This window comes from Nocardioides humilatus, from assembly GCF_008373755.1.
In the GTDB taxonomy this organism is placed as follows: Bacteria; Actinomycetota; Actinomycetes; order Propionibacteriales; family Nocardioidaceae; genus Nocardioides; species Nocardioides humilatus.
This window is the reverse complement of sequence record NZ_VUJV01000003.1, coordinates 118,051-133,705: the sequence shown is the minus strand read 5'-3', so window position 1 is coordinate 133,705 and position 15,655 is coordinate 118,051. Positions and strand designations below refer to the sequence as shown.

At 70.4% G+C, this 15,655-nt stretch carries 15 protein-coding genes; 10 read left to right on the top strand and 5 right to left on the bottom strand.

The genetic code is table 11. The features are described from left to right. The first annotated feature begins 56 nt into the window (after positions 1 to 56). Positions 57 to 1,982, top strand: a complete 1,926-nt coding sequence (locus F0U44_RS08555) for an LTA synthase family protein (protein WP_188113397.1) — start codon at positions 57 to 59, stop codon at positions 1,980 to 1,982. A 217-nt stretch (positions 1,983 to 2,199) separates the two neighbouring features. Then, complete coding sequence (locus tag F0U44_RS08550; RefSeq protein WP_149727888.1) at positions 2,200 to 2,826, top strand: HU family DNA-binding protein; 627 nt, start codon at positions 2,200 to 2,202, stop codon at positions 2,824 to 2,826. A gap of 28 nt (positions 2,827 to 2,854) precedes the next feature. Here F0U44_RS08550 and cofC read toward each other — a convergent pair whose 3' ends face one another. Beyond that, entirely contained in the window at positions 2,855 to 3,505 is a 651-nt protein-coding gene (gene cofC, locus F0U44_RS08545) for a 2-phospho-L-lactate guanylyltransferase (protein ID WP_149727887.1), read from the bottom strand. A gap of 63 nt (positions 3,506 to 3,568) precedes the next feature. Between cofC and F0U44_RS08540 the strand changes: the two genes are divergently transcribed. From F0U44_RS08540 to F0U44_RS08530, 3 genes are read left to right on the top strand one after another with little or no spacing between them, the layout of a single operon-like run. Then, positions 3,569 to 4,321, top strand: coding sequence for a lysophospholipid acyltransferase family protein (locus F0U44_RS08540; protein WP_149727886.1), 753 nt, complete (start codon positions 3,569 to 3,571; stop codon positions 4,319 to 4,321). Continuing rightward, positions 4,318 to 5,319, top strand: a complete 1,002-nt coding sequence (locus F0U44_RS08535; RefSeq protein WP_149727885.1) for an NAD(P)H-dependent glycerol-3-phosphate dehydrogenase — start codon at positions 4,318 to 4,320, stop codon at positions 5,317 to 5,319. The genes F0U44_RS08540 and F0U44_RS08535 overlap by 4 nt, the downstream gene beginning before the upstream one ends. 43 nt (positions 5,320 to 5,362) lie before the next feature. Then, positions 5,363 to 6,694 (top strand): adenylate/guanylate cyclase domain-containing protein, encoded by a 1,332-nt coding sequence (locus F0U44_RS08530; RefSeq protein WP_149727884.1) that lies wholly within the window; start codon positions 5,363 to 5,365, stop codon positions 6,692 to 6,694. 9 nt (positions 6,695 to 6,703) lie between these two features. Here F0U44_RS08530 and F0U44_RS08525 read toward each other — a convergent pair whose 3' ends face one another. Continuing rightward, a complete protein-coding gene (locus tag F0U44_RS08525; RefSeq protein WP_149727883.1) occupies positions 6,704 to 7,807 on the bottom strand; it encodes a trans-sulfuration enzyme family protein in 1,104 nt (367 codons plus the stop codon). Positions 7,808 to 7,831: 24 nt separating this feature from the next. On the opposite strand from F0U44_RS08525, the gene F0U44_RS08520 reads away from it, so the two are divergent. Further along, positions 7,832 to 8,956, top strand: a complete 1,125-nt coding sequence (locus F0U44_RS08520) for a D-alanine--D-alanine ligase family protein (RefSeq protein WP_149727882.1) — start codon at positions 7,832 to 7,834, stop codon at positions 8,954 to 8,956. Positions 8,957 to 8,966: 10 nt separating this feature from the next. On the opposite strand, the gene F0U44_RS08515 is transcribed toward F0U44_RS08520, so the two are convergent. Next, the gene (locus F0U44_RS08515) at positions 8,967 to 9,434 is read right to left on the bottom strand and encodes a DUF3515 family protein (protein WP_188113396.1); all 468 of its coding nucleotides are present in this window, start codon (positions 9,432 to 9,434) and stop codon (positions 8,967 to 8,969) included. Between the two features lie 2 nt (positions 9,435 to 9,436). Further along, on the bottom strand, positions 9,437 to 9,673 hold the full coding sequence (locus F0U44_RS08510; RefSeq protein ID WP_118923769.1) for an Lrp/AsnC family transcriptional regulator: 237 nt from the start codon (positions 9,671 to 9,673) through the stop codon (positions 9,437 to 9,439). Between the two features lie 129 nt (positions 9,674 to 9,802). On the opposite strand from F0U44_RS08510, the gene F0U44_RS08505 reads away from it, so the two are divergent. Continuing rightward, positions 9,803 to 10,783, top strand: a complete 981-nt coding sequence (locus F0U44_RS08505; protein ID WP_149727881.1) for a thiamine-phosphate kinase — start codon at positions 9,803 to 9,805, stop codon at positions 10,781 to 10,783. Positions 10,784 to 10,845: 62 nt separating this feature from the next. On the opposite strand, the gene rpmB is transcribed toward F0U44_RS08505, so the two are convergent. Continuing rightward, entirely contained in the window at positions 10,846 to 11,031 is a 186-nt protein-coding gene (rpmB, locus tag F0U44_RS08500; protein ID WP_149727880.1) for a 50S ribosomal protein L28, read from the bottom strand. A gap of 124 nt (positions 11,032 to 11,155) precedes the next feature. Here rpmB and F0U44_RS08495 point away from each other — a divergent pair, with 124 nt between their 5' ends. From F0U44_RS08495 to rsmD, 3 genes are read left to right on the top strand one after another with little or no spacing between them, the layout of a single operon-like run. Beyond that, positions 11,156 to 12,808, top strand: coding sequence for a DAK2 domain-containing protein (locus F0U44_RS08495; RefSeq protein ID WP_149727879.1), 1,653 nt, complete (start codon positions 11,156 to 11,158; stop codon positions 12,806 to 12,808). 22 nt (positions 12,809 to 12,830) lie between these two features. Continuing rightward, the gene (locus F0U44_RS08490; protein ID WP_149727878.1) at positions 12,831 to 15,062 is read left to right on the top strand and encodes an ATP-dependent DNA helicase RecG; all 2,232 of its coding nucleotides are present in this window, start codon (positions 12,831 to 12,833) and stop codon (positions 15,060 to 15,062) included. Continuing rightward, positions 15,059 to 15,655: a 16S rRNA (guanine(966)-N(2))-methyltransferase RsmD gene (rsmD, locus tag F0U44_RS08485; RefSeq protein WP_149727877.1), complete on the top strand. Its 597-nt coding sequence runs from the start codon at positions 15,059 to 15,061 to the stop codon at positions 15,653 to 15,655. The genes F0U44_RS08490 and rsmD overlap by 4 nt, the downstream gene beginning before the upstream one ends.

Genomic DNA, 15,655 nt, shown 5'->3' with positions numbered 1-15,655 from the left:
CTCAGCGCAAGCGGCAATTCCCAAGATGAACAGTTCGGCAACCTACGATGAACCCTGTGTCCACCTCGCTCGTCGCTGAGGACGCGACGACCGAGGAACAGGCTGTCGCGCCCCATCGCCTCCCGGTCGTCCTTCGACGTGGGGCCGCGCTGTCGCTCCTCGTCGCTGCGCTCCTGACCTTTGCGCTGGAGCTGTCGACCCTGTGGCGTGGCGACCCGCGTTGGTTCGGCGACCAGTTCGTGACCGGCGTCGGCTACTACGCCGACACCCTGGTGATGTGGCTCGCGCTGCTCTTCCTGTGGGCGTTGATCGGCCGACTGTGGTGGGCGATCGGCCTGTTGTCGGCGATCGCGCTGCCCCTGGCGGCGGCCAACCGGATCAAGATCTCGCTGCGCGAGGAGCCGATCTACCCCAGCGACGTGGACTTCTTGAGCGAGCCCGGCTTCCTGGGTTCGATGGTCTCGCCGTGGAAGGTCGTGCTCCTCGTGGTGGCGCTGGTGGCGCTGGTTGCCGCGTGCGTGCTGGTAGGCCGACGGCTCGCCCGCCGCTACCCGCACCCGTCGGTGCTGCGACTCCCGCGCCGTGAGGCCGTCGTCGTGGGCGGGTTGCGTGCCGTCGTCCTCCTGGTGTCGGCGTTGCTCCTCTTCCAGACCACGAAGTTCAACGAGCCCGGCAACTTCTGGCGCGGCGTCTACGAGTCGCGCGGCGACCACTGGCGCTACTGGAACCAGAAGACCAACTACCGCAGCAACGGGTTCTTCGGCGGGCTCTTCTACAACATGCCGATCTCCGCGATGGGTGAGCCGTTCGCCTACAACGAGCCGGCGATGGACGAGATCAGCGCGCGCTACGCCGAGGTCGCCGACCGCATCAACCAGCACCGCACCGGCACTCTCGACGACGTCAACGTCGTGCTGGTGCTGAGCGAGTCGTTCACCGACCCGACGCAGCTCGACGGCTTCGACCTTGAGACCGACCCCATCCCGCGCACTCGTGCGCTGATGCGGCAGACGACGTCGGGCACGATGCTGGCCCAGCTCTACGGCGGCGGCACGGCCAACATGGAGTTCGAGACGCTGACCGGGCAGTCGCTCGCGCTCTTCCGTCCGCAGATGATCTCGCCCTACCAGATGCTGGTCGCGGGCTACGAACGCTTCCCTTCGGCGGTGGGCTGGTTCAAGGCCCAGGGGCACCGCCCGATCGCGATCCACCCCTACATGGTGGGGATGTACAAGCGCGAGCAGGTCTACCGGACGTTCGGTTTCGAGGAGTTCATCCACGACACCTCGATGGGGTCGCAGGAGAAGATCGAGGACAACCCCTACATCGACGACCATGCTGCTTTCGACGAGGTTCTCGACCAGATCGACGGCAGCGCAGGCCCGTTGATGGTCAATCTCGTGACGATGCAGAACCACATCCCCGTCGACAACCACTACGACGACCCGATCGGCGTCACTGGCATCGGGGGAGACGAAGCCGACCGGATCGGCCAGTACGCACGCGGATTGGCGCACACCGACGAGGCTCTCGCCGAATTCCTCACTGATCTGAAGAAGCGCGACGAGAAGACGATCGTGCTCTTCTACGGCGATCACCTTCCTGGGATCTACGACTCCGACGTCAAGGACGCCAACAGCGCCGGCACAGCTCTCAACCAGACGCCGTTCTTCGTGTGGAGCACCGAGGGCAACGCGCCCCGGCCGATGCCGCTCACGAGTCCCGCCTTCTTCCTGCCGCTCGTCTATCGCGTCGCGGACGCGCCGGTGCCGCCCTACCTCGCACTTCTCGACAAGCTCCACGACCGGATCAGTGCTCTGCACCAGGGCCGGATCATCGGCAGCGACGGCAACGAGATCGATGCTGCAGACCTCGATCCGACGTCGCGGCAATTGCTCAACGACCTGCGGTTGGTGCAGTACGACTTCTCGATCGGACGCCGATATTCGGTCGACTCGATGTGGCCCGGCGCTGATCGATAACCGAGCCTTCAAAGACGCCTTTCGAATGCTCATGTGACGAAAGTGGCGAAAAACCGCCCAATTCTGGGCTTTTGGGCGAAAAAACAGGCTTCATTCTCGGCGTGGTGATTGTGAGGTCGGCCACGAATGCCTAGCGTGCCGAGGAAGGAAGCCGGGCGGGGGCCCGGCACTACACGGCCCAGGGCGGCTTCGGCTGGTCCCGGCGGAAGGACAAGCAGTGAACAAGTCTCAGCTCATCGACGAGCTCGCAAAGCGTTATGACGGCAACCGGAAGGCTGCGGCCCAGGCGCTCGACGCAGTGCTCGACACGATCACCCGCCAGGTCGCGAAGGGCGAGAAGGTCGCCATCACCGGCTTCGGGTCGTTCGAGAAGGCAGTGCGCAACGCGCGCTGGGTGCGCAACCCGCAGACCGGCGACCGGGTGAAGACCAAGAAGAAGGCGGTGCCGAAGTTCACCGCCGGTGCGGACCTGAAGAACGTCATCTCCGGCGCGAAGAAGCTCCCGGCCCTGCCGAAGCCGCTCGCGAAGGCTGCTGCTCCGGCGAAGAAGGCTGCTGCTCCGGCGAAGAAGGCCGCCACCAAGGCTGCTGCTCCGGCGAAGAAGGCCGCCAGCAAGGCCGCTGCTCCGGCGAAGAAGGCCGCGGCACCGGTGAAGGCCGCGGCCAAGAAGGCTGCTCCGGCCAAGAAGGCCCCGGCTGCCAAGAAGGCCGCTCCGGCCAAGAAGGCCGCTCCGGCCAAGAAGGCCCCGGCCGCGAAGAAGGCTGCTCCGGCCAAGAAGGCGGCTCCGGCCAAGAAGGCCCCGGCCAAGAAGGCGCCGGCCAAGAAGGCTGCTGCCAAGAAGTAGCCCTCGCGTCACTCACGACGGGCCGTTCTCAGTGCGAGAGCGGCCCGTCGAGATTTTTCAGGGCTGCCGCGGCTGCCCGGGTCGCTGCCCCGACGCCGAGCGCCACCGCGGCGCGCAAGCTGTCGAGGTCGTCGACGTCGTGGCGCAGGCCCGGCAGGTCTCCGGCGATCGCTCGCGCGCCGGACGCTGAGTGAGCTGCTGCCGAGTCGATGCCGAAGTGCGGGTCGAAGTCGTCGTACGCGGCCGTGTAGAGCGTGGTCCCGGTGCCTCCGGCATCGGCGACGTACGACGGCGGGCCGCTCGCGGACGCGAGTGCTGTCGCGAGGTCGACCGGGCGCAGTGCCGGCAGGTCGGCGCAGAGCGCGACCGGTCGCAGCTCGGGCCATCGGCGCGCGGCCTCTGCTGCGGCCTGGACCAGTGCGGGGTTGAGGCCACTGCCCCCGTCCGGGCAGGCATCCGCGCCCAGGGCCGTGAGGGAGTGGGCGAAGTCGGCGTCGTCGGTGGTGACGAGCACCCGGGCGACGCCGGGTGTCGCCAGGCATGCGGTCACGGTGTCGATCGCGAACGCCGTGGCCAGGCCGGTGCGTTGCTCGGGCGGCACGCCGACGAGTCGCGTCTTGCCGACCCCCGGCGGCTTCACGGGGATCAGGACGACGTGCTGTGTCCCGACCGATTCCACGGGGTCGATCCTGTCAGGTGTCCTTCCCGGTCGTGGAGGTCACCTGCCGGTAATCTGCCCCCCGTGAGGGTGCGGAAGGTGCAGGAGAAGCGCAATTGGGCCATCGGCCTGGCTGTCGTGATCATCAAGCCGACGCTGCTGGCAACGACGAAGCGTGAGTGGATCGGCGGAGAGGAGAACCTCCCCGCCGACCAGGGCTGCGTGATCGCGCTCAACCACCTGTCCCACATCGATCCGCTCACCGCCGCGCTGCTCGTCTACGACCACGGCCGGATCCCGCGTTACCTGGCGAAGGACGGCCTCTTCCACAACAAGGCACTGGGTTTCTTCCTGCGGCAGGCAGGTCAGATCCCCGTCCACCGCGAGACGCCGGGCGCTGCGGGCGCCTACGAGTCCGCGGTCGCCGCCGTCCGCCGCGGTGAGGCCGTGATCATCTATCCCGAGGCGACGATCACCCGCGATCCGGAGTTGTGGCCGATGCGCGGCAAGTCCGGCGCGGCCCGGATCGCCCTGGAGACGGGCTGTCCGGTGATCCCCGTCGGGCAGTGGGGCGCGCAGGAGATCCTGCCGCCCTACACGAAGAAGCCTTACCTCCTGCCCCGCAAGGAGATCAGGGCCCGGATCGGCCGTCCGGTCGATCTGTCCGACCTGGCCGCACAGCCCCGGACCCCCGCGGTCATCAACGAGGCGACGGACCGGATCATGGCCGCCATCACCCACGAGCTCGAGATCGTGCGTGGCGAGACTGCGCCAGCTGAGCGCTACGACATGCGCGTCCAGGGTGACCGCTTCAAGAATCGGAAGAAGGCCTCATGAGCAAAGTTGCGGTGCTGGGTGCGGGTTCGTGGGGCACCGCGTTCTCGATGGTGCTCGCCGACGGCGGTAACGACGTGTCCATCTGGGCCCGTCGTGAGGAGGTCGCTGCCGGGATCAACGAGCGCCGCGAGAACTCCGACTACCTCCCCGGTCTCGAGCTCCCGCGATCGGTGACTGCGAGCCACGATCCGGAGCAGGCACTTGCCGGCGCGGATGTCGTCGTACTCGCGGTGCCGTCGCAGTCGTTGCGCACCAACCTCGCGCCGTTCGTGCCGTTCCTCGAGCCCAACGCGGTGCTGGTCTCGCTGATGAAGGGCATCGAGCTCGGCTCGCTGGAGCGGATGAGCGAGGTGATCCAGGAGGTGGCCGACGTCGACCCCGGCCGGATCGCCGTCGTGAGCGGGCCCAACCTGGCCAAGGAGATCGCGCGTCGTGAGCCGGCCGCTTCAGTGGTCGCGTGCGCCGACGAGGACGTCGCGACGATGCTGCAGAAGCGTTGCCACTCGCCGGCCTTCCGGCCCTACACGAGCGTCGACGTGCTCGGCTGCGAGCTCGGCGGCGCCTACAAGAATGTCGTCGCGCTCTGTGTGGGCATGGCGGTCGGTCTCGGGTTCGGCGACAACACCACCGCCTCGCTCATCACCCGCGGCCTCGCCGAGACCGCCCGGCTCGCCATGCGCCTGGGCGCCAACCCCCTCACGCTGATGGGTCTGGCCGGCCTCGGCGACCTGGTCGCGACCTGCTCCTCGCCGCTCTCGCGCAACCGCACCTTCGGCGAGAAGCTCGGCCAGGGCATGACGGTCGACGAGGTCTACGCCTCGACCCGTCAGGTGGCCGAGGGCGCCAAGTCCTGCTCCTCCATCCGTGCCCTCGCCGAGCGGGCCGGGGTCGAGGCCCCGATCGCCGAGAACGTCGACGAGGTCGTCGCCGGGAGGATGACCACCTCGGAGCTGATGTCGGCCTTCATCAACCGCGACACCAAGGCCGAGATCGGCTGAATCGTCCCCGTCTAGGGGATCGGCTGACCCCTAGACTCGGGCCATGTCGACCGCGCGCGACGTCCGGTACGCCGATAGTGGCGGGCTGCAGGTCGCCTACGAGGTCATCGGTAACGGCCCGCTCGACATCGTCATCGTGACCGACCTGGCCAGCAACGTCGACGTCTTGCACGACCACGTCTTCATCCTTCACTTCATCGAGCAGATGTGCGAGATCGGCCGGGTGATCTACCTCGATCCCCGGGGCGTCGGGTTGTCGGACCCGCTGGACCGGCTGCCGCCGTTGGAGGAATGGGTCGACGACATCCGCGTCGTCCTCGATGACCTCGGAGTGGAGCAGGCCGCTGTCGTCGGCCACGGCTACGGCGCCCAGCTGGGCCTCCTCTTCGCGGCCGTTCATCCCGGTCGCACGAAGGCTGTGGTGAGCATCAACGGCTATGCCCGGCTGCGGGCCGCTCCCGACTATCCGGCAGGACTCACCCCCGACCTCGAGGCATGGGTGGTGCGGCAGGTCGAAACGCTCTGGGGCAGCGGACAGGTGCTGGCCTGGGCCAACACGGAGCCGTCCGGCGCGCCCGTCGGTACTCCTGAGCTCTGGGCCCGCGTGGAACGTGCGTCGGCGACCCCGCGTCGCGCAGCACGTCGGCAGGCGCTCTCCTTCGACATCGACATCCGAAGCGTCCTCCCGACCATCGCCGTGCCGACCCTCGTGGTGCAGTCGGTCGCCGATCGCTACATCCGGCGCGAGCACGCGGACCACCTGGTTTCCAACATCCCTGGTGCGCGCCTGGTCGAGCTGCCGGGGGGACATGCGCCGATGATGACGGGGGTGGTGGACGAGCTCGCCGACGCGATCGCTGGGTTCCTTGCCGGCGCGAGCTATCGGCGCGTGACCGACCGCGCACTCATGACGGTGGCCTTCACCGACATCGTCGACTCCACGCGACGCGCCGCGGAGGCGGGCGATCGCAGCTGGCGCAGTCTGTTGGAGCTGCACGACGCGATCACCCGCCACGAGGTGGAGGTGGCGCGGGGACGTGTCGTGAAGTTCACCGGGGACGGAGTGATGGCGTCGTTCGACGGTCCCGCTCGGGCTGTCGAATGTGTGCGGACGATCGGTGAACGTCTCGAGTCCGCTGGTCTCTCGATCCGGGCCGGCGTGCACACCGGTGAGGTCGAGATCCGCGACGGCGACATCGGGGGGATCGCGGTGCACATCGCGTCCCGGATCTCTGCCCTTGCGGCGGCGGGGGAGACGCTCACCTCCTCCACGGTCCGCGACCTGGTCGCGGGTTCGGGCCTGGTGTTCGCCGACCGGGGAGAACATGTGCTCAAGGGCGTGCCCGACGCGTGGCACCTCTACGTCGTCGCGTGACCCATCACGTCAGGCCCTGACGGGAGCGATCCCCGCCAACGCCTGGTCGAGGTCGTCCCACAGGTCCTCGACGTCCTCGATGCCGACCGACAGGCGCACCAGTCCTTCGGGGATGGTGGCGGCCTCGGCCTTCCAGCGCCGCCGCCGCTCCAGGGTCGACTCGACGCCGCCGAGCGACGTGGCGTGCACCCAGAGGCGTACGTCGTGGGCCAGCAGATCGGCGGCCGGACCGCCACCCTTGAGGACTGGGGCGACGATCGCGCCGAAGCCGGGGTAGCGGACCTCCTCGATTGCGGGGTGGTCGGCGAGGCGCCGGGCGAGCTCCGCGGCGTTGGCCTCTGCCCGGTCCAGGCGCACGTGCAGTGTGCGGAGACCGCGGAGCGCGAGCCAGGTCTCGAAGGGTCCCGGGATCGCGCCGACGAGGTCACGGCGCCCCTTGAGCGCGGAGAGCACCTCCTCGTCATCGACGACGATCGCGCCGAGCTGCACGTCGCTGTGACCCGCGATGTATTTCGTCGCCGAGTGCACCACGATGTCCGCGCCGAGCGAGAGCGGCTGCTGGCGCAGGGGAGTGGCGAAGGTGTTGTCGACCACCACGCGGATGCCGAGCTCGTGCGCGGCAGCGGCGAGTGCCGGGATGTCGGCGAGCTCGAGCGCAGGATTGGTCGGCGACTCGATCCAGAGGAGCGCGCAGTCCTCGTCGGCCTGCATCGCTGCGATCACCGCGTCGGTGTCGGCGATGTCGACCAGCGTGGCGTGCAGGCGCTCGCGCATCTCCAGGTCGGCCAGGGCCATCACCGTGCCGCTGTAGGCGTGCCGCGGCGCGACGACGCCGCCGCCGAGGCCCACGAGGTCGAGCACCGTGGTCGCGGCCGCCATTCCTGACGCGAACGCGAGAGCCCGACCGCCCTCCAGCGCACCGAGGGCCTCCTCGAAGGCCGCCCACGTCGGGTTGCCGTAGCGGCCGTACTCGAGGTCGCCGGTGGCGACGTAGGTCGAGGCCATCGTGATCGGCGCGTTGAGCGGCTGGTCCGGCTCGTGGGCGGGACGCCCGGCCGTCACCGCGATGGTCGCCGGTCGCCGGTGGGTGCGGTCGGGGGCAGGTTCGGACATGGCACAACGGTAGGGTCGTTGCCGATGAACGCTCCCACCGGTCGCCGTATCCGACTCGCTGTCGTCTTCGGCGGCCGCTCTTCCGAACACGCGATCTCCTGCGTCACCGCGGGCAGCGTGCTGAAGGCGCTCGACCGTGAGAGGTACGACGTCATCCCGATCGGCATCGCCCCGGACGGCCGCTGGGTGCTCGAGGCCGACGATCCCGACCGGCACCGGATCACCGGACCCGACCAGTTGCCCGCCGTCGACGCCGACCGGGCCTCGGTCACCCTGTCCCGCACCAGCACGGGTGCCGGCGTGGTGGTCAGCGAGCCCTCGTCGCCGCCGCGTGAGCTCGGTGACGTCGACGTCGTCTTCCCGCTCCTGCACGGCCCCTGGGGCGAGGACGGCACCATCCAGGGGATGCTCGAGATGGCCGGCGTGCGTTACGTGGGCGCCGGCGTGCTCGCCTCCGCCGTCAGCATGGACAAGGCCTACATGAAGGTCGTGCTGGTCGCGGCCGGTCTCCCGGTGCTGCCGTGGACCACGGTCACCGCTCGCGAGTGGGAGACGGACCCGGCGGCGGCCCGCGCCAGGGTCGCTGAGCTCGGCTACCCGGCGTTCGTGAAGCCCGCCCGCGGTGGTTCGAGCATCGGCATCTCGAAGGCGCACACCGCCGACGAGCTCGACGAGTGCATCGAGGCCGCCCTCCTGCACGACCCGAAGGTGCTCATCGAGGTCTCGGCCGAGGGAGCGCGCGAGGTCGAGTGCGGCGTGCTCGAGTCGCTCGACGGTGGCGTCGACACGACGGTGCCGGCGGAGATCCGGATCACGGGCGATCACGAGTTCTACGACTTCGAGGCCAAGTACCTCCCCGACGAGGCCACTGCGCTCGACGTGCCGGCTGACGTGCCCGACGAGGTGGCGACCGAGCTGCGCTCGCTCGCGGCTCAGGCGTTCCTCGCCGTCGGCTGCGAGGGCCTGGCGCGCGTCGACTTCTTCTTGATGCCCGACGGCTCGCTCGTCGTCAACGAGCTCAACACGATGCCGGGCTTCACCCCGCTGTCGATGTTCCCCCAGATGTGGGCAGCGACCGGGCTGGACTACCCGGCGCTCGTCGACCGCCTGATCGCGCTCGCCCTGCAGCGCGGCACCGGCCTGCGCTGATCGCTGCGGTCTAGAGGCACCTGCCGCCGACCGTGCGCAGCTCGCGCACGAGCGGTGCGAGCTGGGCCATCACGGCCGCGGTGGCGTTGGGCCAGTAGTCGGCCGGGATGACCACCTCCACCCGGGGGCGGCTCCACGCGGCAGTGAGCGTGAGCTCGCGGGGCTCGTCGCCGTACTGCTCGCTCGGGATGTACCACCGCGACTTGTCGGCGATCTCGCACGACGAACCGGGGCCGAAGCCCTCGGGCCCGTCCACACCACAGGTCACGACGATCGCCGGGTCGCCGTAGGCGGCAGCGGGCGCGTCGGCCGGATCGATCTCCACCTGGTCCTCGTCGGCGAGCGTCGAGGGCAGGGCGTCGACGAATGCCGCGCAGGCATCAGCATCGGCGCCGTCGAGGTCGGGGGAATCGACCTCGACCGGACCGCCGCAGGCGGTCAACAACAGCAGGCCGATCAGCAGGCCTGCCCGTCGCACGGTCAGATGTGGACGACCGGGCAGGTCAGGGTGCGGGTGATGCCGTCGAGGTTCTGGACCTTCGAGACGACCAGCTTGCCCAGCTCGTCGACGTTGCGCGCCTCGGCGCGGACGATCACGTCGTAAGGACCCGTGACGTCCTCGGCCAGCGTGACGCCCTTGACCTCGGCGATCGCCTTGGCCACCTCGGCAGCCTTGCCGACGTCGGTCTGGATCAGGATGTAGGCCTGCACCACCATTGGTTGCCCTCCTGGGGTTCGCGGTCAAAGACGCCTCAACCTATCGTGCCCGGGCCGCTACCGCCTCTTCGGCGCCCACCAGGCTCCCACCAGGCGCCAACCAGGGGAGGTCGCTGGTTGGATAGGCAGGTGTCCGACGCCCTCCCTGCCCCCGACACCACGCTCGCCGATCTCGGCGAGTTCGCCCTGATCGACCAGGTCGCCCGCATCGTCGGGCAGGTCGCTCCCGGGGAGGACGTCCTGGTCGGCCCCGGTGACGACGCCGCGGTGCTGCGCGTCCGGAAGGGCCACGTGGTCGTGTCGACGGACCTGGTGGTGGAGGGGCGGCACTTCCGCAAGGACTGGGCCGATGCTGCCGACGTAGGGCACCGCGCGGCCGCGCAGAACCTCTCCGACATCAACGCGATGGGCGGCCGAGCGCAGTGGCTGACGGTCGGCTTCGCCGCGCCGCCGACGCTCGAGGCACGCTGGGCGCTGGACTTCGTCCGCGGTTTCGCCGAGGAGTGCGCCCTGGTCGGGGCCGGTGTGGTCGGCGGCGACGTCACCAGCGCCGACAAGATCACCGTCGCCGTCACCGTGATCGGCGCATGCACGGTCTCGCCCGTGCTCCGGTCGGGTGCGCAGGCGGGCGACGTCGTCGCGCTGTGCGGACGCCAGGGCTGGTCGGCCGGCGGCCTGGCGGTGCTCGGGAGGGGCTTCCGGTCGCCGCGCGTGCTGGTCGACGCCTACCGCCGACCGGAGCCGCCGTACGGCGCCGGAGCGCTGGCCGCGGAGGCTGGCGCGACAGCGATGATCGACATCTCCGACGGGCTGCTCGCCGACGTCGCACACGTCGCGCGGGCCAGCGGCGTGGGGATCGACATCGAGTCGGCGACCCTGGAGGTGCCCGAGCCGCTCCTCGCGGTCGCCAGCGCCACCGGTGCCGACCCGCTGACCTTCGTCCTCGGCGGCGGCGAGGACCACTCGTTGGTGGCGACCTTCCCTGCCGGAGCGGCGCTGCCTGAGGGGTGGCTCCGGATCGGCACGGTCACGACACCCGGGGACGCCGGCCCCGCGGTGACGGTCGACGGGGCGTCGTACGACGGACCCACCGGCTGGACCCACTTCTGAGCGCTCGCGCAGAAAAAAGCAGAACAGCCGCCCGAAGGCGGCTGTTCTGGAAGTGCGTCAGGTCAGCGCGAGACCTTGCCGGCCTTGATGCAGCCGGTGCAGACGTTCATGCGCTTCGGGGTGCCGTTGACCACAGCGCGCACGCGCTGGATGTTCGGGTTGAAGCGGCGCTTGGTGATCTTGCGCGACCACGGCCGGTTGTTGCCGAAGCCCGGCTTCTTGGCGCAGATGTCGCAGACGGCAGCCACGGTGACTCCTACAGATCGGGATCTTGACTCAAATTCATGGGGTCGCCCTTGCGTGGGCAACCGGAACAGATTAGCCGACCGGCGCCTCCAGCCAGAAATCGTCGGAACCCTCTAACCTGACCCCATGGTTGGCGGCATCGAGCTCGGCAGCGTGCTCCGGTTCGTCGACATCGCCGTCGATGCCCTGGCCGAGGCGCGCGAGGAGATCGACGCGCTCAACGTCTACCCGGTGCCCGACGGCGACACCGGGACCAACATGTACCTCACGATCGCCGCTGCGCGTGACGCCATCCGCGAGGTCCCGGGCGCCCCGAGACGAGCCGCGCTGGCTGCGTTCTCGCGCGGCGCGCTGCTGGGGGCACGCGGCAACTCAGGGGTGATCCTCAGCGAGATGATGGGCGCCATCGCCCGCCGGATCGCGTCGGCCACCGACGACGACCGCAACGCCGAGGTGATGGCCGAGGCGCTGCGCCACGCCACCGAGGCCAGCTATGCGGCGGTGGGGGAGCCCGTGGAGGGCACCATGCTGACCGTCGCCCGCGCGGCGTCCGACGCGGCGGCCGAGGCGGTCAAGGATCCCGCGACGCGCACCGCCGACGTGCTCCGCCAGGCGGCGGCTGCCGCACGCGAGGCGCTCGGCCACACGCCCGAGCAGCTCGAGGTGCTCGCGAGGGCGGGCGTTGTCGACGCCGGCGGACGCGGCATCTGCGTGATCCTCGACGCCGCCGAGACGGTGCTCACCGGCAAGCGGCCGATGGCCGTGACCCAGCCGCTGGGCACCCACGCGATCCCGGTGCCGCAGGTCGTGCAGCCCGGCGCGGGGGACCTCAGCAGCGAGGGGCCGGCCTACGAGGTGATGTACCTCCTCGACGCCGAGGACGGCGCCGTCCCGCCGCTGCGCGCCACGCTCGGCGAGCTCGGCGACTCGGTCGTGGTCGTCGGAGGTGACGGGCTCTGGAACGTCCACGTCCACGTCGACGACGTGGGCGCCGCGATCGAGGCGGGCCTGGCCATCGGCCGACCGCACCGGATCCGGGTGACCCACTTCGCCGAGCAGATCTCCGCGGCGAGCGAGTCGGGTCGGGCGGCTGGACAGGCAGGGCCGACCGGGCGCTCGGTCATCGCGGTGTCGGCAGGACCGGGGCTGTCCGCGCTCTTCTCCGAGGCCGGCGCGATCGTGGTCGACGGCGGACCGGGGCGACGACCGTCCACGGGCCAGCTGCTCGAGGCGATCACGCAGAGCGGCGCCGAGGAGGTCGTGATCCTGCCCAACGACCCCGATTCGGTGCGGGCCGCCCGCGTCGCCGCGAGCACCGCCGAGTCCGACGGCGTCGGCCACGCGCTCCGCATCTCGGTCATCCCCACCGAGGCGCAGGTCCAGGGTCTCGCGGCGATCGCGGTCCACGAGCCCGGCCGCACCTTCGACCAGGACGTCACGGAGATGACCGCGACCGCACGCCACGTGAAGCACGGTGCGGTCACGATCGCAGCCAAGGAGGCGATGACGACGGCCGGTCCGTGTGCGCCGGGAGACGTCCTCGGCGTCATCGCCGGCGACTTCGCCGTGATCGGCGACGATCTCGGAACGGTCGCGGTCGCCGTACTCGAGCGGCTCCTGGCCGCGGGCGGCGAGCTCGTCACGCTGGTGCGAGGCGAGGGGGCCGGTGACATCGCCGATCGGGCGGAGGCGTGGGTGGAGGAGCAGCACGCCCATGTCGACGTCGTGGTGTACGACGGTGGTCAGGCGCGTTACCCGCTCCTGATGTCCGTCGAGTGATCCCCCTGACGATGGGAGGCGTGTGACCACCCTCGAGTCCCCGCTGGCAGCAGTGCTGGGCAAGGCGACACCCGCGCAGCGGAAGAAGTTCGAGGACGGCCTCGGCCTGCGCACCGTCGGCGACCTGCTCCACCACTTCCCGCGCCGCTACCTCGAAACCGGAAAACTGACGAAGGTCGCCGACCTCAAGGTCGGCCAGTTCCTCTGCGTGATCGGCGAGATCGTCGCGTGCAAGCAGTTGACCTACAACGACCGCCGCACCGGCCGGCCGGCCTACCGCGTCGAGGCCGTGCTCAGCACCGACGGCCCGAAGCTGAAGATGACGTTCTTTGCGAAGAACAAACACATGGCCGACTGGCACGGGCGTCGCGTGGCCGTCGGCAACCGCGGGGTCTTCCTCGGCCAGGCGGGGCGGTTCCGTGACGACTGGCAGCTCACCAATCCGGCGATGACGCTGTTCGGCATCGCCGATGAGGACGAGACCATCATCGACGAGATCGGCGACCTCTACCCGATCTACCCGCTCACCAAGGGCCTGCAGACCTGGGACGTCGCCCGCGCCGTCCGGGCCGCGCGGGGACAGGTCGCCGGCATCCAGGAGCTCCTGCCCGACGGGATCCGGAGCGACTACGACGTGATCGACATCCACACGGCCTACGACTGGATCCACGCTCCCGACACCCGCGAGCAGGTCGCCAAGGCCCAGCACCGCTTCCGCTTCGAGGAGGCCCTGGTCACCCAGCTGGTGCTGGCGCGTCGCCGGCGGGCCCACCGCGAGCTCGGCGCGACCGCACGCACCGGTGGCGACGGCGCCCTGCAGGTGGCCTTCGACGAGCGGCTGCCGTTCACGTTGACCAACGGCCAGCGTCAGATCGGCGAGGAGATCGCCGACGACCTCGCACGCACCCACCCGATGAACCGGCTCCTCCAGGGGGAGGTCGGTTCCGGCAAGACGCTGATCGCGCTGCGGGCGATGCTGCGGGTCGTCGACTCGGGCGGCCAGGCAGCGCTGCTCGCGCCGACCGAGGTGCTCGCGCAGCAGCACCACCGCTCGATCGTGACGATGCTCGGCGAGCTCGCCGAGGGCGGCACCATCTTCGGCACGGGGGAGGGCACCCGGGTCGACCTGCTGACCGGATCGATGACCAAGTCCCAACGCACTGAGCCGCTGCTCCGTGCCGCGAGCGGCGAGGCCGGCATCGTCATCGGCACCCACGCGCTGCTCCAGGAGCAGGTGCAGTTCGCCGACCTCGGCCTGGTGGTCGTCGACGAGCAGCACCGGTTCGGTGTCGAGCAGCGCGCTGCGCTCAACGACAAGGCCCAGGTGCCGCCGCACGTGCTCGTGATGACCGCGACCCCCATCCCGCGGACGGTCGCCATGACCGTCTTCGGCGACCTCGAGGTGTCCACGCTGCGCGAGCTCCCCGCCGGCCGGGCCGAGATCCAGACCAACGTCGTCCCCCTGGCCGAGCAGCCCACCTGGATCGCGCGGGTCTGGTCGCGGGTGCGGGAGGAGGTCGAGAAGGGGCACCAGGTCTACGTCGTGTGCCCGCGCATCGCCGGCGACGACGCTGAGGCCGACCAGCCCGAGGTGGTCGACCTCGACGAGGACGGCAACCCCGTCGCGACGCCTGCGCGCTCGCTCGCCGCCGTCGACGAGGTCGTGCAGGACCTGGCCAGCGGCCCGCTCGCCGGGCTCCGGATCGCCTCGCTGCACGGCAAGATGCCCGCCGAGGAGAAGGACGCGACGATGCGCGCGTTCGCCCGGCACGACATCGACGTGCTCGTGTCGACGACGGTCATCGAGGTCGGTGTCGACGTCGGCAACGCCACGACGATGGTGATCCTCGACGCCGATCGGTTCGGGGTCTCCCAGCTCCACCAGCTGCGCGGCCGGGTCGGTCGAGGCGGGTTCCCCGGCCTGTGCCTCCTGGTGACCCATGCGGACGACCCGGCATCCGACGCCCGCGCCCGTCTCGACGCCGTGGCCAGCACCACCGACGGCTTCGTGCTGAGCCGGGTCGACCTCGAGCAGCGGCGCGAGGGCGACGTGCTCGGCGCGTCACAGGCCGGCCGCCGCTCGAGCCTCGAGAACCTCCGGGTGCTCCGCGACGAGGACACCATCGTCGCTGCGCGGCACGCGGCCGAGGAGCTGCTGGAGCGCGATTCCCAGCTCCTCGACGCCCCGGAGCTGGCCTTCGCGGTCGCCGACCTCGAGCGGTCCCAGCACGGCGACTTCATGGACAAATCGTGACGAGGATCATCGCCGGCAACGCCGGGGGCCGCCGCCTCGAAACCCCGAAGGGCGACCGCACCCGGCCGACGAGCGACCGGGTCCGCGAGGCGCTCTTCTCGGCCATCGAGGCACGGGCCGGCTCCCTCCACGGGCTCCGGTTCCTCGACCTCTACGCCGGCTCCGGAGCCATCGGCCTGGAGGCCTGGTCGCGCGGCGCCGAGGCGGTCACCCTGGTCGAGTCCGATCGCCCGACGGCGGCGCTCATCACCCGCAACGCCCGCTCGATCGGCTTCCCGGCCGCTGACGTGCGCGCGGCCGCGGTGGCCAGCGTGCTCGGCGGCGGCGCGTCGGCGCCGTACGACCTCGTCTTCAGCGACCCGCCCTACCCGCTCACCGACGACGAGCTGGCCCAGGACCTGGCGCTGTTGGCCGAGCACGGCTGGCTCGCCGAGGAGGCGCTGGTCGTCGTGGAGCGAGGCTCGCGCAGCCCCGAGCCCCGCTGGCCGGCAGCCCTCACCCCGCTGCCCGGCAAGCGGCGCCTGAAGAAGTACGGCGAGACGACGCTCTGGTACGCCGCCCGCGACGACGAGGAGTCCCAGCCACTACGGTGA